The organism is Methylobacterium sp. DB0501 (assembly GCF_011043735.1).
Taxonomy (GTDB): Bacteria; Pseudomonadota; Alphaproteobacteria; order Rhizobiales; family Beijerinckiaceae; genus Methylobacterium; species Methylobacterium alsaeris.
Genome location: NZ_JAAKGV010000001.1, coordinates 273,415 through 294,226 on the forward strand (window position 1 = coordinate 273,415; position 20,812 = coordinate 294,226).

Consider the following 20,812-nt stretch of genomic DNA (forward strand, 5'->3'; position numbering starts at 1 on the left):
GATCCTGTCAGTCGAGGGGGACCGCTGGGCGGTTTCGCAGCGTCAACAGATGGGCCGGCAAAAGGTTCGCCGCGACATGTGCGCTGCCGCACGCCGCCGCACGCCGCCGCACCTGGGCGCTTCAAGACGCTGGATTAGTTTGGACACGGTCTAGCCTGGAGGATACCGCATGAGCGTCGACATCGTCCTGACGGTGAACGGCACGAGGCGTACGATCCCGCTTCCTGACCTGCGCACGACCCTGCTCGACCTCCTGCGCGAGGGCCTGCATCTCACCGGCGCCAAGAAGGGCTGCGACCGCGGCCAGTGCGGCGCCTGCACGGTGCTGGTCGACGGGCGTAGGATCAATGCCTGCCTCGCCCTGGCGATCAGCCTCGACGGCGCCGAGATCCTGACCATCGAGGGATTGGCGGAGGGAGACCGCCTGCATCCGGTGCAGGAGGCCTTCATCGCCCATGACGGGTTCCAGTGCGGCTTCTGCACCCCGGGCCAGATCATGAGCGCGGTCGGGCTGATCCGCGAGGCCCAGGCCGGGAACGATCCCGAGCGGGTGCGCGAGGCGATGAGCGGCAACCTGTGCCGCTGCGGCGCCTACGCGGGCATCACCGAGGCGGTGCTGGAGGCGCAACAGGCCATGATCCAGCAATCGACGGGCCAGCGACCGGCCGGTCGGCAGGGAGAGGCGGCATGATCCCGTTCGAGTATGTCCGCGCGACCGACGTCGCCGGTGCGGTCGCGTCGGGGGCCGAGCCCGGCGCCGCCTATCTCGCCGCCGGCACCAACCTCCTGGACCTGATGAAGGGCGGCGTCAGCCGGCCCACCCGCCTCGTCGACATCACCCGGCTTCCCGGCCTCGCCGCCGTGGCGCGCCGGGACGACGGATCGGTGCGGATCGGGGCGCTCGCCCGCAACAGCGACCTCGCGCACGATCCCGCCTTCGCCGGGGCCTATCCGGCGGTGGCCGAGGCGCTGCTGTCGGGCGCCTCGGCGCAGCTGCGCAACGCCGCGACCGCGGCCGGCAACGTCATGCAGCGCACCCGCTGCCCCTACTTCGCCGACACCGCCAGCGCCTGCAACAAGCGCCGGCCCGGCACCGGCTGCGACGCGCAGGGTGGCGAGACGCGCCTGCACGCGATCCTCGGCTGGAGCGAGGCCTGCATCGCCACCCACCCGTCGGATTTCTGCGTGCCCCTCGTGGCGCTGGATGCGCGCGTCGAGATCGCGGGGCCCGCCGGCACCCGCACCGTGCCGCTCGAATCCTTCCACCGCCTGCCCGGCGACGCGCCGGAGCGCGAGACGGTGCTGGAACCCGGCGACCTCATCACCGCCCTCGTCCTGCCGCCGGAGGCCGCGGGCTTTTCCGGCCACAGCCGCTACCTGAAGGTCCGCGACCGCACGTCCTACGCCTTCGCGGTGGTCTCGGCCGCCGTGGGCCTGCGCCTCGAGGGCGGGCGCATCGCCGAGGCGCGGCTGGCGCTCGGCGGCGTCGCCCTGAAGCCCTGGCGGGCCCGCGAGGCGGAAGGCCTGCTCGCCGGCCGTGCGCCCGACGAGTCCGCCTTCCGGGACGCGGCCGACGCCGCGCTGACCGGCGCCGAGCCGTCCGGCGACAACGCCTTCAAGATCGAGCTCGCCCGCCGGCTCGTGGTGCGGGCGCTCCACCGCGCCGCTGCCGGTACGCCGGAGCGCCTGCCGGCCCTGCCGGGTTCCGTCCTCGCCCCCGCCCCGGAGGCCCCCCATGCCTGAGACCGCTCCCCGCCCGATCCGCCACGGCTCCAGCATCGGCCAGCCGCTCACCCGCCGGGACGGGATCCTGAAGGTGACCGGCGCCGCCGCCTATGCCGCCGACCATCACCCGCCCGGGATGCTCTACGCCGTGATGGCGGTGAGCCGCATCGCCCGCGGCCGCGTCACGCATCTCGACGTCGCGGCGGCGAAAAGCCATCCGGGCGTCGTCGCCGTGATGACGCCGCAGAACAAGCCGGCCCTCGCCCGCCACCCGGACGAGAAGACCGACGGGTTCACCTTCCGGCTCGACCTGCTGCAGGACGACCGGGTGCGCTACGCCAACCAGCCGGTCGCGGTGGTGATCGCCGAGACGCTGGAAGCCGCGACCGAGGGCGCCGCCCTGCTCGATCCGGCCTACGAGGCCGAGACCCCGGCGGTCGGGCTCGATTCATCCGAGCCCTTCACCCCGCCGGCGATCGGCGTCGGCGATCCGGCCGACATGGCGACGGGCGACGTCGAATCCGGCCTCGCCGCGGCCTCGCGCCGGATCGAGGCGACCTACGAGACGCCGGCCCAGTACCACAACGCCATGGAGCCCCACGCCGTCGTCGCGACCTGGGACGGCGACACGCTCGACCTCGACATGCCCTCGCAGGGGCTCGCCATGGCGCAAGCGCGCATCGCCGGCCTGTTCGGCATCGCTCCGTCGGATATCCATATCCGCAGTCCGTTCCTCGGCGGCGGCTTCGGCTCGAAGGGGATGATCGCCGGGCCCCAGGTGCTCGGCATCATGGCGGCCCGCCTCGTCGGCCGGCCGGTGAAGCTCGTCATGAGCCGGCCGCAGATGTTCGGCCCGGTCGGCCACCGCGCCCCGACCCGCCAGAACCTCCGTCTCGGCGCCGCCGAGGACGGGGGCCTCACCGCCCTCGACCACGAGACGCTCACGGCGACCAGCACCTTCGACGACTTCATCGAGCCGAGCGGCGGCGTCTCGCACACTCTCTACGCCGCGCCGGCGCTCGCCACCCGCCACCGGGCGGTGCGGCTCGATACCGGCACGCCGCTCTTCATGCGCGCGCCCGGCGAGGCCTCGGGCAGCGTGGCGCTGGAGGGCGCCATCGACGAGATGGCCGAGGCCTGCGGCATGGACCCGCTGGCGTTCCGCCTGCGCAACTACGCCGAGACCGAGCCGGCCTCCGGCAAGCCGTTCTCCTCGAAGGCCCTGCGCGAATGCTACGCGCGTGGCGCGGAGGCGTTCGGCTGGAGCAAGCGCCCGCTTGCGCCGGGGCGGATGCGCACCCCCGACGGCCTTCTCGTCGGCTGGGGGGTCGGTACCGCCACCTTCCCGGCGCTGATGTTCCAGGCCGAGGCGCGGGCGGTGCTGACGGCGACCGGCGAGGCGGCGGTCGCGATCGGCGCCATCGACATGGGGCAGGGGGCCTGGACCGCCCTGGCCCAGATCGCCGCGGAGGAGCTCGGCCTCTCCATCGAGGCGATCGATTTCCGCATCGGCTCCTCGGACCTGCCGAATGGCGGCATCGCCGGCGGCTCGGCCCACACCGCCACCGCCGGCACGGCGATCAAGGCGGCGGCGGCGGACGCGATCGCGCAGCTCACGGCCCTCGCGACGCAGGACCGGCGCTCGCCCCTCTACGGCGCCGGCAATGCCGGGGTGATCGCCCGCGGCGGCCGCCTGGTGCGACGCGACGACGAGACCCGGTCCGAGGCCTTCGCCGAAATCCTGGCAAGGGCCGGGCGCGACGCGGTCGAGGGCAAGGGCGCGGCCGGGCCCGATGCGGCGCGGGAGCACTACGCCATGCACGCCCACGGCGCGGTCTTCGCCGAGGTGACGGTCGATCCCGATCTCGGCCAGATCCGGACGACCCGCCTCGTCGGCGCCTTCGCGGCCGGGCGGATCATCAATCCGCGGCTGGTGCGCAGCCAGTATTACGGCGGGATGATCTGGGGCGTCTCCTTCGCCCTGCACGAGCAGGCGGTGATGGACCCGCGCACCGGCCGGCCGATGAACGCCAACCTCGCCGAGTACCACGTGCCGGTGAACGCCGACGTGCCTGCCCTGGAGGCGATCCTGGTCGAGGAGGAGGACCCGCACGTCAACCCGCTCGGCATCAAGGGGGTGGGCGAGATCGGCGTGACCGGGAGCGCCGGTGCGATCGTCAACGCGATCTGGCACGCGACCGGCAGGCGGGTGAGGACGTTGCCGGTGACGCTGGACAAGCTGCTATGAGCTGGGTGCGATCTTTCCTGCCGCCCTGACATCGCGGCGACTCTGCCGGCTTCGGACACGCTCCGAGACCGGCAAAGTTGTCGCCTTTGAGAATTCGGTAGCGTTAAGGCTTGAAGATCCTGAAGAGCGTAAAAGCCAAGCCCGCGGCGCCACCGAGAGACAGCCCGACGGCACCGAGCATGAGCGTGATCATAGCGGACGTTGTCGGGAGATGCGCGATCTTCCCGTCTACCGCCGCAATCTTGGCTTCGAGCGGCGTGAGGTCGGACTTGGCCGCCCTCGACTCGAGGGTTTTCTCGATTCCGGTGAGGCGGCCTTCGATGGTCCCCAGGCGCTCGGAAGTTTTCAAGCCGAAGCCATTAACGAGCTCAGTGAGCCTGTCGATCTTGCCTTCCAGCTTCTGCATGCCCTTCTCGAGGGCTTCGACACGCTGCTGCAAGTGGCCGCCTCCCGGACCGTCGCCGCCTCCATCCTGGCTATGATGTAATTCCGTCGCGGGGGTTTCGTCAGGAGCATTGAGCCTTTCGCCATCCCTGGTAACGAGCTGAAGTCCGGCCGGAGGACGTATCGTCTCTGCCATCAGAGGAGCGCCTCGGAGTAGATCGTATAGTGAAGCAGTGCTGTATGTTTTTCTTCTGATCCAATCGCCTGAAAAACTAAATTCATCAGGTATAAATGCTTGTCATCACTTGCAACTACAACGTCTTTAGAAAAAGCAGATGTATTGAGAGATGTCCAATTTCTCTCAAGGGTAAGTACGACATTATTTTGATCTTTAGTTGCAATATGAATCTGAGTCTTTACCTCGATAGAAAATCGATATTTAAAATATATCTTATAATCAGGTGCATTAGTAAAAGGGGCAATATGTATTAAACTATTGCTTGGTGCAACAATAATGCCGGACGATATTATGGGATTTTCATCTATGTAAGAATTGAAACTTGAGTTTTTAGAAATGAAAGGGCGAGATGCATCTCCGTTTTCGTTATCAGACATCTTCGGTCTCGTCTCAGGCTGACATTGCATGCTGCAACCCGCGAATTTGGAGAGCTTACCTTCCAATTTCGCATCACTCCCTTACCCTTCCCGGCGATCGAGACCGGAAAGGGAGTTGCCTCGATCGTTATCACAGTTTCGCTTCGTGCGCCCTCGAAGTCGGCGCACGCGCATTTGGCCGATGGGCCGTGTTACGTCCCCACCTTCCCCCCACCCCGCTTCGTGATCGCCAGCACCGCCGGGCGCGGCGGCAGGGCGGGGTCGAAATCGGGCCAGCGGGTCGCCGGGTTCTCGAAGGTGGCCGGCTGGGCGTTCGGGTCCTCCTCGTCGGCCTCGCCGGGATGCTGCACGGCGACGAAGAAGGTGGTGTCGTCGGGGGTGAAGTAGGGGCCGCACATCTCGGCCCCCAGCGGCACCTGGAAGAAGTGCTTGGCGGTGCCGCGGCGGGCGCCGTCGGTCTCCATCGCCCAGATGCCGTCGGCGCGGCCGGTCTTCGACGGCGAGTTGCCGTCGGTGGCGACCCAGAGGCGGCCCTCGCCGTCGACGGCGCAATTGTCCGGCATGCCGAACCACCCGTCCTTCGTCGTTGCGGAGGAGAAGGTGGCGCCCACTGCCGCGACCGAAGGATCGCCGCAGCGCACCAGCACCTCCCAGGCGAAGCGGTCGGCCGCGAAGTCGCCGCCCTCGGGCGACAGCTCGACGATGTGGCCGAAGCGGTTGTCCGGCCGCGGGTTCGCGGCGTCGACCTGGTCGGCCTTGCGGCGCGTGTTGTTGGTCAGCATCACGTAGACCTTGCCGGTCTTCGGGTTGGCCTCGACGTCCTCCGGCCGGTCCATCTTGGTGGCGCCGAGGAGATCGGCGGCCCGGCGGGTCTCGATCAGCACGTCGGCCTGGTCGCGAAATCCGTTCTCCGGCGTCAGCGGGCCCTGCCCGAACACGACCGGCAGCCAGGTGCCGCGCCCGTCCGCGTCGAAGCGGGCGACCGACAGCGTGCCGGAATCGAGGATGTCGCGGTTCGCCGACCTGTCGGCGGTGTTTACCGCGTCCTTCGTGACGAAGCGGTAGACGTAGTCGAAGCGCTCGTCGTCGCCCTGGAACACCACGTAGCGGCCGTTCTTCGCCATCGCGCCCGCCGCACCCTCGTGCTTGAAGCGGCCCATGGCGGTGCGCTTGACCGGCACGCTCGTCGGGTCGAAGGGATCGATCTCGACGACCCAGCCGAAGCGGTTCGGCTCGTTCGGCTCCCGTCCGAGGTCGAAGCGCTCGTGGAAGCGGGCCCAGCCGTAGAGGTTGCCCGGCATGCCGAGGCGCTTGTGGTTCTTCGCCTCGGCCGAGCCCTCGGGCAGGCGGCCCTCGAAGTAGTAGTTGACGTTCTCCTCGCAGGTCAGCCACGTGCCCCAGGGCGTGACGCCGCCCGCGCAGTTGTTGAGCATGCCGAGCACCGTCTTGCCCTCCGGGTCGGCGCTCGTGCGCAGGCGGTCGGAACCGGCGGCGGGGCCGGCGAGCCGCATCGGGGTCGTCGCGGTGATGCGGCGGGCGTAAGGCGAGTTCGGCACGACGCGCCAGCGCCCGCCCTCGCGCATCACCTCGATCACCGAGCCGCCATGGGCCGCCATCTCGATGTCGACGAGGTCGCGGTTCATGCCGGCGAACGCGGCCTTGCCGTCCTGCCGGCCGAGGCCGGGAAACATCAGCTCCTCGTTCGTGTATTCGTGGTTGACGACGAGGAGGCCGTGCCCGGCGGGATCGCGCGCGCCGGGCAGGGGGAAGAACCCCAGGAAGTCGTTGTTGTAGCCGAATTGCTGCGCTTGCGCGGCGGCGCTCTGCCGATGCGGGTCGAAGGCCGGAGCGCCGGGCAGGACCGGATCGCCCCAGCGGATCAGCACCTCGGCGTCGTGGCCCTCGGCCACGTGGTGGCGCTCGTCGGCGCCGGCCGGCAACTCGCGGAACGGGAAGGTCTCGGGCGCGCTCTCCGCCGCCGCCACGGCCCGGGGCCCCAGCGTCGCCGAGATCGCCGCGACGGCAAGGCTCCCGGCCAAGCCCCCGCGCAGGATCTCGCGCCGGTCGAAGCGCCGGGCCACGACCTCGCCGAGGGTCGGGTTCGGGCTCGGGTTCGAGCCGGCATCCTCGGCCGCTTCGGCCTGCTGCGATCGGTTCAGCGACGGCTGTGTCATCGGGTCCCCTCGGCGCTCCCGCTGTGTCGACGAGCCGCGAGCTTACCCTGGGGACCGTGGCGGCCGGATGACGATGGGCGCCGCCGCGTCCGCGACGATGACCAACGCCGCATCCGCGACGATGATCAACGCCGCATCCGCGGCCGGGCCGGGAGGGCGCGCAAGGACCCCGTGGTCTCGGGCACGAACCACGGCGCCGGCCGGTCGAGCGGGCGGGCCTCGGCGGGGGAGCGGGCGGTGGCGTAGGGGTTGGTGACGTAGCTGCTCATGAAGGCGCCGCCGGCCGGCTCGCGGTCGCCGCCATGGGCGTGGGCGGCGGAGAGGGGCAGGACGGCGAGGGCGACCGCGGCGGCAGCCGTGACGAACCGGGACGAGGTGAAGCGGGACATGGCGACCTCCGGCCGCATCCGATCCGGCGTCTCACATGGGCGCGGCGGGCGCGTAGGGGCCCCCAGCGGGCTCGGGCGGCACGGGTGGAATATGGGGCCGGCGCGTGCGAATCCCTGTGCGCGGGCGCACCCGGTCGATCAACGGCCGGAAGGCCTTCTTCCATCAACGGCTTGGGCCCCGTATCACGCCCGCCTCACGGCAACAGGTGCGCGTCCAGCCAGGGCCGGGGAGCGGGGGGCGGCAGGCGGTCTGCGATCCAGTCGGTTCCTGCGTCCGGGGTGTCGAACAAAGGCGCGCGGGCCAATCCTTCGCAGGGGCCGTAGGTCTCGGTCACCCGCCACTTGTGCCGGTGCTCGGGCGCGTGCGGCGTGCCGGGCTCCAGGCGGACCAGCACCGAGACGAGCTCGTCACCGAGATAGATCAGGCAGCCATCCTGCTCCGTCCCGCCACGGTTCATCTGAACGTGGCGCCGGGTCAACCTGTCCGCCGGGATCCTCTGGGTGCGCTGCCCGAACATCGTGCTCCTCGCATGCCGTCTCCATGATCTAACACATCGAGCCTAAGGAATATTGAAATGAAATCGAACAATTCTCCGGAGCCGTAGCCGCCCCCGCTCGACTTCACGTTTCCTTGCGCCAGCGAGGCATCGGCGACGGATTTTGCAACCAGAAATTGGTTAAACAACCGTAAATAGTAACATCTCGATTGATCGTGGCACAACTCGATCGCGCGCTCAAGCCTGGAGACCTGGACGCTCGATTGCCGAGCCCGGCCCTGCCTGCCGTCCCGTTCTCGCCATGACTGGCCGCGCGGCGCCGGAACGAAGCGGATTTCCGATCGCTCGGCGATTGCGTCGCAATCGCCGAGCGATCGGAAATCGTATGAAACCTGCTAAGCACCCGGCCGGGCACCGGAATGCCGGGCCGGCGGGAGGAGCGGATGGACGACGAGACGTTTCGGGCCTGGGCGCACCGGGCCGCCGACTGGTCGGTGGATTACCTGTCGAGCGTCGGCGAGCGGCCGGTGCGGGCCCAGGTGGCGCCGGGCGAGATCTTCCGCCAGCTTCCCGCGACCCCCCCGGCGGCGGGCGAGGCGATGGAGCGGATCTTCGCCGACCTCGACCGGGTGGTGATGCCGGGCATGACCCACTGGCAGCACCCGCGCTTCTTCGCCTATTTCCCGGCCAATGCCAGCCCGCCCTCCCTGGTGGCGGAGTTCGTCACCGCGGCGCTCGCCGCCCAGTGCATGCTCTGGCAGACTTCGCCGGCCGCGACCGAACTCGAGACCCGGGTGATGGACTGGCTGCGCCAGATGATCGGCCTGCCCCAAAGCTTCTCCGGCGTGATCCAGGATTCGGCGTCGGGGGCGACGCTCGCCGCCCTCCTCACCGCCCGCGAGCGGGCGCTCGGCTTCACCGGCAACGCGCAGGGGCTTGCCGGCGGGCCGACCTTGCGGGTCTACGCCTCCGAGCAGGTGCATTCCTCGGTCGACAAGGCGGTCCGCATCGCCGGAATCGGCGATGCCAACCTGGTGCGGATCCCGGTCTCGGGGCCTCTCTACGGCATGAACCCGGACGCCCTCGACGCGGCGATCCGGGCCGACCGCGAGGCGGGGCACGTGCCGGCCGCGATCGTCGCGTGCCTCGGCGGCACCGGCATCGGCGCCTGCGACCCGATCGAGGCCGTTGCCGCCGTGGCGCGCCGGCACGGCGTCTTCCTCCACGTCGACGCCGCCTGGGCCGGCAGCGCGATGATTTGCCCCGAATTCCGCGACCTGATGCGCGGCGCGGACGCCGCCGACAGCCTGGTCTTCAACCCGCACAAGTGGCTGTTCACCCATTTCGACTGCTCGGCCCATTTCGTGCGCGATCCCAAGGCCCTGACCGACACGCTGGGCCTGCGGCCCTCCTACCTGCGCACGCTGGGCCATGACGGCGTCGTCGACTACAACGAGTGGTCGATTCCCCTCGGCCGCCGCTTCCGGGCGCTGAAGCTGTGGTTCGTGATCCGCTCCTACGGCGTCGAGACGCTGCAGGGCATGATCCGCGACCACGTCGCCTGGGCGCGGGAACTGGCGGGGATCATCGACGCCGATCCCGACTTCGAGCTGACCTCGGCGCCGATCCTGTCGCTGTTCAGCTTCCGCTACGCCCCCGCCGGTGCCGACGACCTCGACGCGCTCAACGCCCGCCTCGTCGAGCGCATCAACGACGACGGCCGCACCTACCTGACCCAGACCCGGCACGACGGCCGCTTCGTCATCCGCTTCCAGGTCGGCCAGACCACGACGACGCGGGCGGACGTGATGACCGCGTGGGACGCGGTGCGGGAGATCGCGGCGGGGTTGCGGGCGGGGTGAGTGGGGCCCGCCGGGGCAGGTTCGCGGGCTGGCCGTGTCGCATCCGGGAAGGTGCGGGCGGCCGGCCCTCCCGCGGCGAGCGTCGTCCCGCCCGCCCGAGGTCGACCGGCCGAGTCGCCCGGCGGACGGTGCGATGCGTGTTGCGGCCGGCCGGGGCCCCGCATGAGCCAAGTCGATGAATTGATTCGCCCATGACCTCTCCGTCATCGCCGGCGCCAAGGCTTCTTGGAAACAAAAAGAAACGATATTAAATAATATCATTGCTATTTTGCAAATATTATTGCAATAACATGTCAATAAATGCATATTTATGTATTTATTACAAGCAATAAATTTACAATATACAAAATATATTGGATAACATTGAACGATCTTGTCGAATTATTATAGCAAAACGTGACGCGGCATGCTGATTTAGATAGTCAATTAACAGTAAAAAATGTGAAAATATGCTTTATATATCCAGAAATTAATTTTATGATAATGATGCATGGGAGTATTCCAATGTCGATCGAAATCGTCGTGCGTCCGAGCGTGGACAGCGTGCTCATCGCTTGGAACGTGGACTTCATCGCAGGCTGTCGCGGCTTCGCCCTGACCCGACGGGTGAAGCGGGGAGCCGCCAGCCCACCGAGCCCGACGGCGACCGCGCCGGACGCCGAGGGGTTCGCCATCGAGGTGGTGTCGAGCTGGGTCGGGTTCGCGGGTGGGCCATCCGTCGATTCCGGCACGCGCAAGCCGACGACGGAATGGCCGATCCAGAAATATCTGTGGTCCGACTTCATGGTCGATCCGGGCGACCAAGTCGCCTACCGCGTGACGCCGATGCTCGGGGCAGCCGGTGCGCTCACCGAGGACACGGCGAACGCCTCTGCCTGGAGCGAGGTGGTCGAGGTCGGCGCCGAGACCGCGGGACGGATCTCCTGCTCCTTCAACCGCGGCATCGTGGCGAGCCAATGGCTCGCGCGACTGCTGCCGGAGGCCCATCCCGACCAGGCGCTGCGCGAGATCATCGCCACTCCGGGCAACAAGATCCGCAACTTCCTCGGCGGTCCGGTGCGCGACAGGCTGACCGGCCTGCTCGCGGATACCGACAAGAGCGGCGGGCACGTCTTCGCCGCCCTGTTCGAACTCGACGACCCGGAGCTGATCCCGCTGCTTCAGGCCTTCGGCACGCGCGCGCACATCGTGCTCGGCAACGGCAGCGTGAAGCACAAAGGCGACGACGAGAACGCCGGTGCGCGCGCCGATCTCGCGATGTGCGACCTCCATGACCGGATGACCTCGCCGCGAGCGCTCGCGCACAACAAGTTCCTGGTGATCTGCGACGCGCACCAAACGCCGTCGGCGGTCTGGACCGGCAGCACCAACTGGACGAAGACCGGTCTGTGCACCCAGGCCAACAACGCGGTCCTGGTGCGCAACCCCGCCCTGGCGCACCAGTATCTCGAGCAGTGGAAAACGCTGGTCGCTTGCGAGGATGCGTCGCCCGCCAGCCTGCTGACCGCGAACGGCATGCCGCGCACCGCGGGCGACCTCGCCGGTACCACGCTCTGGTTCACGCCCATGCATGGCCAGCTCGACCTCGAGCAGGCCGGCGAGATCATCCGGGGCGCCAAGGACGGCATCCTGTTCCTGATGTTCAATCCCGGCCCACGCGGGACGCTGTTCAACGACATCGTCGATCTCGCCTCGCCGAGCGGCCAGCATTACGACCCCGACCTCTACATCCAGGGCGTGCTGAACCAGGATCCCGGTACCGCGAAGAATCCGGTCACCCTGTTCAACCGCGGCGACAGGATCGACGCGAATGCCGATGTCGTCCTGCCGGCCGCCATCAAGGACCCGTTCGCGTATTGGCACGACGAGCTGCTCAAGCTGCCGCGCACCTTCGCCATGGTGCACAGCAAGGTCATCGTCGTCGATCCGTACGGCGAGCGTCCGGTGGTGATGACGGGATCGCACAACATGGGGCCGAAGGCGAGCGGGGTGAACGACGAGAACCTGCTCATCATCGAGGGCGATCGCGATCTGGCGAGCCAGTACGCGGGCCACATCATGCAGGTCTACAGCCAGTACCGCTGGCGCCAGTCGGTGCAGGCGGAGGACGGCAGGCCGCGCTGGGCCGGCCTCGCCGACGATGATTCGTGGCAGATCGGTGCTCCCGCATCGGATGCCGGTGCGAACAGGCGGCGCGAGCGCGAACTCCAGTTCTGGTTCGGCACGGCGACGGGGAGCTGACGGTGACCGCCACCTGCACGAAGCTCATGATCATCCGCCACGCCGAGAAGCCCGACAAGCTCGCCGGGATCTCCGGCGTCACCGAGGCCGGCGAGACGGATCGGGACGACCTGACCGTCAGGGGCTGGCAGCGGGCGGGGGCGCTCGTCCACTTCTTCAATCCCGCGACGCCGGTCGGCCCGACGCCGGGCCTCGCCGTGCCGGGAGCGATCTTCGCCACATCGCCGAACGGGGACAGTCCGAGCAAGCGGCCGCTGCACACGGTCTCCCCGCTCGCAGCCGATCTCGGACTCCGCGTGCGCACGGATTTCACCGTCCATCAGGAGAACGACCTGATCGCCGCCGCGCTCCGCGCCGCGAAGACGGTCCTGGTCTGCTGGCATCACGAGCGCATTGCGAAGCTCGCCGCGCCACTCGGCATCACGATCGCGCCGTGGCCGGACGACGTGTTCGACCGCGTGCTGCTCTTCGATGCCGCCGGTGCGGGCTGGAGCACCGGCACGCTTCGACAGCATCTGCTTCCGGGCGACGCCTGATGATCCCGGGCGGGCCGGCGCCCACACTACCCCGGGCCATGTCGCGTCCTGGCCGCTCCTCCGTCCCACCCGCCCCGGCGGGCGGCGCAACACCGCCTCCACCTCCTCGCGGGTCTCGCCCCGCACCGCGTAGCCCATCGCCTCGACGCGCGCGATCGGCGCCGGGCTGTCCTCGGCCGCGCAGGCAGCCCAGGCCGCCAGCCGCTCGTTCATCGTGTGGAGTTCGGCGGACGGGTTGCGGTGAGGGACGGTCGTGTCGCCCATGAGACGGCCTCATTCCCGGCAGGATCTTGCCGGCGTGACGACACAGGGTCAACGCGCCGGCAGCCGTCATGGTTGTGTCGTCATGGCGTTCCGCCCTCACTCCATGGTGGGCGCCAGCTTCTTCACCCCCGGCACGTCCTCGCCGAGCCAGGCGGCGTTCTTGGCGGTGCCGTCGAAGGTGGCACTCGTCTTGAACAGCTCGTATTTGCCCTCCAGCGCGTAGGGACGGCTGCGGTTCAGGAGTTCCGCCACCGTCGCCTTGTCCATCGGCGCGAAGGTCTTCACCGCCTCGAAGGCCTGGTCGAGGTCGCGCTGGTTCTGGATGCCGGTGATCACCACCGAGGTCGGCAGGTTGAGCGAGAAGTGCAGGTACTCGATCGGCTTGATCGGCGCGTCGCTCTTCAGGATCACCCCGTCGCCGAAGGTCTTCATGGCCAAAGCCGCGATGCCGTTCTGGACGAGGTAGGGCAGGACGAGGTGGCCGAAGCTGCGGAAATGCGCGTCCATGACGTTCAGCGGCATCTGCACCGAATCGAAGTGGAAGCCGCGCTCGGCCGCCACTTCGAGCATCTGCAGGTGGATGCGCGGATCCTTGTGGCCGGTGAAGCCGATATAGCGCAGCTTGCCGGCCTTCCTGGCCTCGACGAACGCCTCCATGGCGCCGCCCTCGGCGAAGACCCGGTCGGGATCGTCGTAGCGCAGGATCTCGTGGTGCTGGACGAGGTCGATCCGGTCGGTGCGCAGGCGGCGCAGCGACTGGTCGATCTGCTTCATGGCTTCCTGCTTGGTCCGCCCGTCCATCTTGGACATCAGGAAGACCTTGTTGCGGTACCCGTTCTGCTCGAGGGCGATGCCCATCCGCTCCTCCGAGCGGCCCTCGTTGTAATCCCAGCAATTGTCCATGAAGGTGATGCCGCGGTCGATCCCCTCATGGATCAGCCGGGTCGCCTCGGCGTCGGTCACGGCGCTCTTGCCGAGATGGAAGCCGCCCATGCCGATGGCCGAGATCTTTTCGCCCGCGCGCCCGAAGGAGCGGTAGAGCATCTCGCCCCGGCGCTCGCCCGGATCGGTGACGAGCGGCAGGTCGGCGGGGTCGGCGGGCCGGGTGCCGGGGAGGGGAGGGGGCGGGGCCGCGTTGTTCACGGCCGCCCCCGCGCTGCCCGAGACCGCGAGACCGGCCCCGAGGGCCGCGCCCTGCAGGAAGCTGCGACGTTCCATGGCGATTCTCCTGGGATAGGGGTCATCGGACTGCCTCCGCGAGCCGGTTTGCCGCGTGGAGCAGGCGCAGGGCCGCGCAGGCCGCGCCGTAGCCGTTGTCGATGTTGACGACCGCGATGCCGGGGGCGCAGCTCGCCAGCACCGCGTCGAGGGCGGCGCGCCCGCCCTCGGCCACGCCGTAGCCGACCGAGGTCGGCACCGCGATCACCGCCCCGGCGACGAGGCCGCCGAGCACGCTGGGCAGGGCGGCATCCATGCCGGCGGCGCAGATGACGACCGGATGGGCCCGGATCTCCTCGATCCGCCGGGTCAGCCGCCACAATCCCGCGACGCCGACATCGGCGATCAGCGTCGTGGCGTGACCCTGGTAGGCGAGCGTCCGCTCGGCCTCCCGCGCCACCGGCACGTCCGAGGTGCCGGCCGCCACGATGGCGATGCGCGCCTGGCCCGCGACGGGCCTGGCCGCGCCGAAGAACGCGGTGCGCGAGACCGGGCAGTAGTCGAGCCGCTCCCGGTAGCGGAGGGCGGCGTGGCGCTCCGGATCCAGGCGGGTGACGAGGAAGCGGGCGCCGCGCTCCTCGGCCGCCGCCAGGATGGCGTCGATCTGGGCCGGCGACTTGCCGGCGGCGAACACCGCCTCCTCGAGGCCGATCCGCTCAGGTCGGGCGAAATCGAGGGTGAATTCGTCCTGGATGCTCACCGTGGCGATCCTCCGGATCGCAACGCTCCCACCAGGAAAGCGCTGCCGGTGCGGTAGGGCGCGAAGGAGACCGGCGCCGCGGCGAGCCCGGCCGGGGCGCACGCGGCGATGCGGCGGCCGAGATCGCTCTTCGCCGGCTCGGTCAGGCCGGCGAGGCTGTGCGAATCGAGCTCGACCACGATGCCGGCGGCCCGTACCCGGCAGCGCACCGCGCTTCTGGATCCGGTCACGTCCAGGTCGGCGCCGACCAGCCGCTCGACGGCGTGGATGAAGGCCAGGGTCTCGGGCTCGATGCGGATCCCGGTCTCGACCCGGCTCGACAGGCAGGGGGCGGCGGGCAGCTCCGCCACCGCGCCGAGGCCCAGGTCGCGGGCGAGCGCCCGCACCATCGCCTTGCTGAATCCCGCCTCCACGAAGGGGTGGCGCACCCCGTGCTCGCGGGCGGCGTCGAGGCCCGGGCGGTACTCGCCGAGGTCGTCCAGGTTGGCGCCGGACACGATCTGCCGGTCGGTGACGCGCCGGATCGCCCCGTAGAGGTTGGTCTTGCAGAAGAAGCAGCGGTTGACCGGATTCTCCCGGTAGGCCGGGTCGGCGAACTCGCCGGCCTCGATCACCCGCAAGGTCCAGCCCTCGCGGGCGGCCTCGGCCCGCACCCGCCCGGTCGCCTCGCCCGGCACCGCGGGGGAGACGGCGTGGACCATCAGGGGCGGCTCGGGCGCGGTCCGATGCGCGATCGTCGCCAGCGTCAGGCTGTCGACCCCGCCGCTCACCGCGACGGCGATGGACCCGAGGCCGGACAGGGCGTGTTCCAGGGCCGCGCTCACCGCTCGTCCTCCGGCAGTCGAAGAGCCAGCCGCTCGGCCTCGCGGCGCAGGGCCTGGCGGGCGGCGTGGCCCTCGGTCGCCAGGGCATCGTCGGATTCCGCCTTGGCGGTGCGCCCGCCCGGCCGGTCCACGCTCTTCACCCTGACGGTCTTCCCCGCCACCGCCACGGTGTCGAGGCGCCGCGTCAGCGCCGCGCCCGAGACGGTGTGGTGGCGCAAGCCGATGGTCGTGGTCTCGCGGAAGCAGGCCTCGATCGCCTCCTCGATGGCGTCGGCCCGGGCGAGCGCCCGGACATGGGTCATCATCCGGCCCTTCTTGCCGAAGACCGGCATCTGCACGACGTCGAAGATCTTCTCGTGCGCCCGCAGGCGGTCGAGCCCCGTGGCGAGGTCCTCCGCCGACTGGTCGTCGACCTCGAACTCGATGATGCCGAGCTCGCGATGGCCGGGCGATCCGGTCTCGCCCTGCTCCTCGAAGGCGAGCACCCGCAGCACGTTGCTCAGGCCCGGCAGCACCCTGGTGCCGAAGCCGAGGCCGCTGCGCAGGAGCCGGCGCGGGCCGCCCTTCCGGGGTTCGCCGCCGCAGAGATGGCGCAGGATCGCCGCGCCCGTCGGGGTCACGCGCTCGCCCGGCACGCCGTCGTCGAGGATGAGGAAGCCCTCGAGCAGGAGCGCGGTGGCCGGTGCCGGGACGGGGAGGGGCCCGTGCTGGGTCCGCACCCGCCCGGAGCCGAGCGGCACGGCCGAGACGGACCAGCCGGTCGCCCCGATCGCGTCGACGAGGTGGGCGGCCGCCACGATGTCGGCGATCGAATCCCAGGCCCCGACCTCGTGGAACGCCACCTCCTCGACCGGGATGCCGTGCACCCGCGCCTCGGCCTCCGCGAGATGCCCGAAGATCGCGAGCGCATGGGCGAGCACCCCGGGCGCGAGCCCGCTCGCCTCCAGGTCGCGGCGGATGCCGGACCAGTGCCGGTGCGCGTGGTGGCCGCCGTGGTGGTGATGGTGGTTGTGATCGTGGGCGTGGTCGCCGTGATGATCGTGATGATGATGGGCGGGCTCGTCCGCCGGCCGCTCCGGCGCCTCGCCCTCCGGGCCGGTGACCGCGAAACGCCGGCCCTGGAGCACGCCGTCGCCGTGGGCGAGGAGCGCGCAGGCGGTGCGGCCGCGGCTCGCCCGCGCCACGCTCTCGCGCACCCCCGCCTCGTGCTCCGGAAAGGCGTCGAGGAGCGCCGCCGCGAACATGTCGCCGGCCACCCCGCCGACGGCGTCGAGATGAATCTGCATCGCGTCCTTCGTCGCGGCGTCGGACCGGACGCCGGTTCGGGGCACATCGGCCCGTGAGGGCCGACGGCAAGCGCCCCGGACAGACGGTCGCAGCGGGCGGACGCGGATGAATGCGGCGGATTTTTCTTTGCGCCCCGGTGGATCACCCGATACCCGCCGGGGCATAAGCCCGCTCAACATCGCCCCACAGGAGAGGACGCCCCCATGCCCATCACCGGAGAGAACCTGATCGGCGCCGCCGCCCGCCGCGGCGAGGGCGAGACCTTCCGGGCCGTCGAGGCCGCGACCGGCACCGGCCTGGAGCCGGCCTTCGCCGCGGCGACGCCCGCCGATGTGGAGCGGGCCTGCGCGCTCGCCGCCGAGGCCTTCGACACCTACCGCGAGACCTCGCTCGAGGACCGCGCCCGCTTCCTGGAGGCCGTGGCCGACGCCATCCTGGCCGTCGGCGACGAGCTGATCGTGCGCTGCATGGCCGAGAGCGGCCTGCCCCGCGCCCGGCTCGAAGGCGAGCGCGGCCGCACCGTGGGCCAACTGAAGATGTTCGCCGGCGTGGTGCGCGACGGCGGCTTCCTCGAGGCCCGCATCGACCCGGCGCAACCCGAGCGCAAGCCGCTGCCGCGTCCCGACCTGCGCCTGCGCCAGATCGCCGTCGGCCCGGTCGCGGTGTTCGGCGCCTCGAACTTCCCCCTCGCCTTCTCGGTCGCAGGCGGCGACACCGCCTCGGCCCTCGCCGCCGGCTGCCCGGTGGTGGCCAAGGCCCATCCGGCCCATCCGGGCACCTCGGAGCTGGTCGGCCGCGCGGTGCAGGCGGCGGTCGAGCGATGCGGCCTGCCCGAGGGCGTGTTCTCGCTCCTCATGGATGCCGGCATCTCGGTCGGCCAGGCCCTCGTTGCCGATCCGCGCATCGCGGCGGTCGGCTTCACCGGCTCGCGCCGGGGCGGCGTCGCGCTGATGCAGGCCGCCGCCGCCCGCCCGGTCCCGATCCCGGTCTATGCCGAGATGAGCAGCATCAATCCGGTCGTCCTGCTGCCGGCGGCGCTCGAGGCCCGGGGCCGCGACATCGGCCGCGCCTTCGTCGGCTCGCTCACCCTCGGCTCGGGCCAGTTCTGCACCAATCCCGGCCTGATCCTGGCGGTCGAGGGCGCGGGCCTCGACGGCTTCGTCGAGGCGGCCTCCGCCGCCCTGAAGGAGACCCAGGCCGCCACGATGCTGACGCCCGGCATCCACAAGGCCTATTGCGCCGGCGTCGCGGCGCTGGAGGCCAACCCCGCCGTGACCACGCTCGCCCGCGGGCTCGCCGGCGGCACCCACCAGGGCCAGGCGGCCCTGTTCTCCACCACCGCGGAAGCGTTCCTCGCCGACCATACCCTGGCCGAGGAAGTGTTCGGCGCCGCCTCGCTGGTGGTGCGCTGCCCCGACCTCGCCACGATCCGCGCGGTGCTGGAGCGACTGGAAGGCCAGCTGACCGCGGCCCTGCACCTCGACGAGGCCGATCACGACGCCGCCCGGGCGCTGCTGCCGGTGCTGGAGCGCCGGGTCGGGCGCATCCTGGTCAACGGCTTCGGCACCGGCGTCGAGGTCGGCCACGCCATGGTGCATGGCGGGCCGTACCCCGCGACCTCGGACGGGCGCACCACCTCGGTCGGCAGCCTGGCGATCCACCGCTTCCTGCGCCCGGTGAGCTACCAGGATCTGCCCCAGGCCTTGCTGCCGGCCTCCTTGCGCGATGACAATCCGCTCAAGCTGTGGCGCCGGGAGGACGGGAAAGCCGTGGCGCCGGGCGCCTGAGGCCGCAAAGCCCGGGAGGCCTCACCGCCTCCCGGGACCCGGAACCCGCCCCCTGTATCCTCGTTGATCGCGGCACCAGAAGGAGCGCGCGATGATCGATCCCAGCAGCATCAAGGAGCACATGCCGGTCGTCGGCTCCGACGGCGGCCATGTCGGCACCATCGATCATCTCGACGGGCAGCGGATCAAGCTGACCAAGACCGACCCGGCGGCCGGCGGCCACCACCACTTCATCCACGTCGATTCCATCGCCAGCGTCGAGGGCGGGCAGGTGCGCCTCAACCGCACCACGGCCCAGGCCAAGGACGAATGGGCGACGGCCTAACGGGCCGCGCGTCCCGGCCGGAGCGCCTTTCGGCGGAACGGCAGACTGCCAACGGATGATGCAACCCAAAGCTCGGATTTGAGTTAGGTTAACAATCCTGGACGAAAAAGGGCCGCCCTGAAGAAGGCGGCCCGAGTCTAGGGAGGAAACGCCCGAGGAGGGCGCGAGCAGCGCAGCGGCATCGCCACCGCCCTGCACAGGACAAACCCGGTCCGCTGCCGCGTGGTTCCCGGGCGTGCACTGATACCAAGGTCCGCCTCGGCGGGCCTTTTTTTTGCCGCGATCGGCTGAACGCCTCGATCGGTGTCCGCCCTGGTACGATTCGTGCTGGCGAGGCTCCGGCTGCGACGCCCAGAACGGCCCCGCGGCCAATTTGTTAGCTCTTAAGCCGTAAGTCCCGAACCCATGCCCGAGATCGACACCGACGCCTTCCTGCGCGACCTGCACGAGCTGCGCGCGATCGGCCGCTTCCGCACCGGCGTGCACCGCCCGACCTATTCCCCGCAGGACATGGAATCCCGGCGCTGGCTGATGCGGCGCCTGGACGAGTGCGGGCTTGAGCCCACCATCGACGGCGTCGGCACCGTGCTCGGGCGCCATCGAGGCGCGGGGCCGCATCTCCTCGTCGGCAGCCACATCGAGAGCCAGAACGAGGCCGGCTGGCTCGACGGGGCGCTGGGCGTGGCGGCGGGGGTGGCGCTCGCCCGGGCCGGGCTGCCGGTCGATGTCTGCGCCTTCGCGGACGAGGAGGGGCATTTCGACATCGGCTTCCTCGGCAGCCGCTCCGCCATCGGCGAGGTGACCGAGGCCGAGATCGACGGAAGCCGCAACCGCACCGACGGCACCCCCTTGCGCGAGGCGCTCGCCGCCGCCGGCCTCGCCGGCCTGGAGCGGATGCACCTGGAGCCGAAGCGGTATCGCGGTTTCCTCGAGATGCATATCGAGCAGGGCACGCAACTCGAATCGACGGGCCTGCGCCTCGGCATCGTCACCGGCATCGTGGCGATCTGGCAGTGGCGGATCGTGATTGCGGGTGCGCAGGACCATGCCGGCGGCACCACCATGGCGGAGCGCCGCGATGCCGGGCTCACCGCCGTGCGCCTGCTCGCCGCGATCGACGAGGCCTTCCCCGGGATCTGCGGCGAGCGCAGCACCTGGACCACCGGCCGCATCACCCTCGATCCCGGCGCGCCGAGCATCATCCCGGGCCGGGCCGAGATCCTGTTCCAGGTCCGCGACGTCGCGATGCCGGTGCTGGAGCGGATGGAGTCGACGCTGCGGGCGCTGATCCGTGAGAGCAACCGGCGCGAGCGCTGCATCGCGACGCTCGAAGACATCTCCCGCAACACCCCGGCCCTGTGCGATCCCGGCTTGATGGGGGCCCTCTCGGCGGCGGCCGAGGCCCTGTGCCCGGGCGGCTGGCAGACGATGCCCTCCGGCGCCGGCCACGACGCCCAGACCATCGCCAAGGTGATGCCCGCCGCGATGCTGTTCGTGCCCTCGATCGGCGGCATCAGCCACCACTGGTCCGAGGATACCAAGGAGGAGGATCTGGTGCTCGGCCTGCGGGTGCTGGCGGAGGCGGCGGAGCGGGCGCTCGCCTGAGCGGCCCTGCCGCCTTCCCTCGCCGGCCGCACCGGCGGAACGGCCAGCGCTATCGTTTGTAGTTATTAAAATGAATATTTGTTGCTCCACAAATGGAGTTTCATTCTCATCGTGTCTGCATGTTGACGGTC

The 20,812-nt window shown here is 70.1% G+C and carries 18 protein-coding genes; 9 read left to right on the forward strand and 9 right to left on the reverse strand.

Going from position 1 to position 20,812, the window contains the following annotated elements; all coding sequences use genetic code 11:
• Window positions 1–169 precede the first annotated feature (169 nt).
• Genes G4G93_RS01265 through G4G93_RS01275 form a run of 3 tightly spaced genes read left to right on the forward strand, consistent with a single transcriptional unit; the run spans window position 170 to window position 3,973 of the window.
• Window positions 170–691 carry a (2Fe-2S)-binding protein gene (locus G4G93_RS01265; RefSeq protein ID WP_165080493.1) on the forward strand — a complete coding sequence of 174 codons (522 nt, stop codon included), beginning with the start codon at window positions 170–172 and terminating at the stop codon, window positions 689–691.
• Complete coding sequence (locus G4G93_RS01270) at window positions 688–1,743, forward strand: FAD binding domain-containing protein (RefSeq protein WP_165080495.1); 1,056 nt, start codon at window positions 688–690, stop codon at window positions 1,741–1,743. Before G4G93_RS01265 ends, G4G93_RS01270 begins: the two co-directional genes overlap by 4 nt.
• A complete protein-coding gene (locus G4G93_RS01275) occupies window positions 1,736–3,973 on the forward strand; it encodes a xanthine dehydrogenase family protein molybdopterin-binding subunit (protein WP_165080497.1) in 2,238 nt (745 codons plus the stop codon). The genes G4G93_RS01270 and G4G93_RS01275 overlap by 8 nt, the downstream gene beginning before the upstream one ends.
• A 103-nt stretch (window positions 3,974–4,076) precedes the next feature.
• Here G4G93_RS01275 and G4G93_RS01280 read toward each other — a convergent pair whose 3' ends face one another.
• The 5 genes from G4G93_RS01280 to G4G93_RS01300 all read right to left on the reverse strand — a co-directional run bounded on the left by G4G93_RS01280 (window position 4,077) and on the right by G4G93_RS01300 (window position 8,053).
• Complete coding sequence (locus tag G4G93_RS01280; protein WP_165080499.1) at window positions 4,077–4,412, reverse strand: hypothetical protein; 336 nt, start codon at window positions 4,410–4,412, stop codon at window positions 4,077–4,079.
• Window positions 4,413–4,552: 140 nt separating this feature from the next.
• The gene (locus G4G93_RS01285) at window positions 4,553–4,972 is read right to left on the reverse strand and encodes a hypothetical protein (RefSeq protein ID WP_165080501.1); all 420 of its coding nucleotides are present in this window, start codon (window positions 4,970–4,972) and stop codon (window positions 4,553–4,555) included.
• Between the two features lie 191 nt (window positions 4,973–5,163).
• Window positions 5,164–7,146 (reverse strand): PhoX family phosphatase, encoded by a 1,983-nt coding sequence (locus tag G4G93_RS01290; RefSeq protein ID WP_165080504.1) that lies wholly within the window; start codon window positions 7,144–7,146, stop codon window positions 5,164–5,166.
• A gap of 125 nt (window positions 7,147–7,271) precedes the next feature.
• Window positions 7,272–7,535: a hypothetical protein gene (locus tag G4G93_RS01295; protein ID WP_165080506.1), complete on the reverse strand. Its 264-nt coding sequence runs from the start codon at window positions 7,533–7,535 to the stop codon at window positions 7,272–7,274.
• 194 nt (window positions 7,536–7,729) lie between these two features.
• Window positions 7,730–8,053: a hypothetical protein gene (locus tag G4G93_RS01300; RefSeq protein ID WP_165080508.1), complete on the reverse strand. Its 324-nt coding sequence runs from the start codon at window positions 8,051–8,053 to the stop codon at window positions 7,730–7,732.
• A gap of 422 nt (window positions 8,054–8,475) precedes the next feature.
• Here G4G93_RS01300 and G4G93_RS01305 point away from each other — a divergent pair, with 422 nt between their 5' ends.
• From G4G93_RS01305 to G4G93_RS01315, 3 genes are all read left to right on the forward strand, one after another.
• Entirely contained in the window at window positions 8,476–9,894 is a 1,419-nt protein-coding gene (locus tag G4G93_RS01305; RefSeq protein WP_165080510.1) for a pyridoxal phosphate-dependent decarboxylase family protein, read from the forward strand.
• 396 nt (window positions 9,895–10,290) lie between these two features.
• Complete coding sequence (locus G4G93_RS01310; protein WP_312891614.1) at window positions 10,291–12,135, forward strand: phospholipase D-like domain-containing protein; 1,845 nt, start codon at window positions 10,291–10,293, stop codon at window positions 12,133–12,135.
• A 2-nt stretch (window positions 12,136–12,137) separates the two neighbouring features.
• Window positions 12,138–12,671, forward strand: a complete 534-nt coding sequence (locus G4G93_RS01315; RefSeq protein ID WP_165080512.1) for a hypothetical protein — start codon at window positions 12,138–12,140, stop codon at window positions 12,669–12,671.
• A gap of 360 nt (window positions 12,672–13,031) precedes the next feature.
• Here the strand turns inward: G4G93_RS01315 and G4G93_RS01320 are convergent, their stop codons facing one another.
• The 4 genes from G4G93_RS01320 to G4G93_RS01335 are packed head-to-tail and all read right to left on the reverse strand — an operon-like array spanning window position 13,032 to window position 16,963.
• Entirely contained in the window at window positions 13,032–14,153 is a 1,122-nt protein-coding gene (locus G4G93_RS01320) for an aldo/keto reductase (RefSeq protein ID WP_165080514.1), read from the reverse strand.
• A gap of 22 nt (window positions 14,154–14,175) precedes the next feature.
• Window positions 14,176–14,853, reverse strand: coding sequence for a nickel pincer cofactor biosynthesis protein LarB (gene larB, locus G4G93_RS01325; RefSeq protein WP_312891615.1), 678 nt, complete (start codon window positions 14,851–14,853; stop codon window positions 14,176–14,178).
• The gene (locus G4G93_RS01330; protein WP_165080516.1) at window positions 14,850–15,677 is read right to left on the reverse strand and encodes an adenine nucleotide alpha hydrolase; all 828 of its coding nucleotides are present in this window, start codon (window positions 15,675–15,677) and stop codon (window positions 14,850–14,852) included. Before G4G93_RS01330 ends, larB begins: the two co-directional genes overlap by 4 nt.
• Window positions 15,674–16,963, reverse strand: a complete 1,290-nt coding sequence (locus G4G93_RS01335; RefSeq protein ID WP_165080518.1) for a LarC family nickel insertion protein — start codon at window positions 16,961–16,963, stop codon at window positions 15,674–15,676. The genes G4G93_RS01330 and G4G93_RS01335 overlap by 4 nt, the downstream gene beginning before the upstream one ends.
• Window positions 16,964–17,167: 204 nt before the next feature.
• On the opposite strand from G4G93_RS01335, the gene G4G93_RS01340 reads away from it, so the two are divergent.
• The 3 genes from G4G93_RS01340 to G4G93_RS01350 all read left to right on the forward strand — a co-directional run bounded on the left by G4G93_RS01340 (window position 17,168) and on the right by G4G93_RS01350 (window position 20,681).
• Window positions 17,168–18,751, forward strand: coding sequence for an aldehyde dehydrogenase (NADP(+)) (locus G4G93_RS01340; protein WP_165080520.1), 1,584 nt, complete (start codon window positions 17,168–17,170; stop codon window positions 18,749–18,751).
• Window positions 18,752–18,842: 91 nt separating this feature from the next.
• Window positions 18,843–19,076 carry a DUF2171 domain-containing protein gene (locus G4G93_RS01345; RefSeq protein ID WP_165080522.1) on the forward strand — a complete coding sequence of 78 codons (234 nt, stop codon included), beginning with the start codon at window positions 18,843–18,845 and terminating at the stop codon, window positions 19,074–19,076.
• Between the two features lie 405 nt (window positions 19,077–19,481).
• A complete protein-coding gene (locus G4G93_RS01350; protein ID WP_165080524.1) occupies window positions 19,482–20,681 on the forward strand; it encodes a Zn-dependent hydrolase in 1,200 nt (399 codons plus the stop codon).
• The last annotated feature ends 131 nt before the right edge of the window (window positions 20,682–20,812 follow it).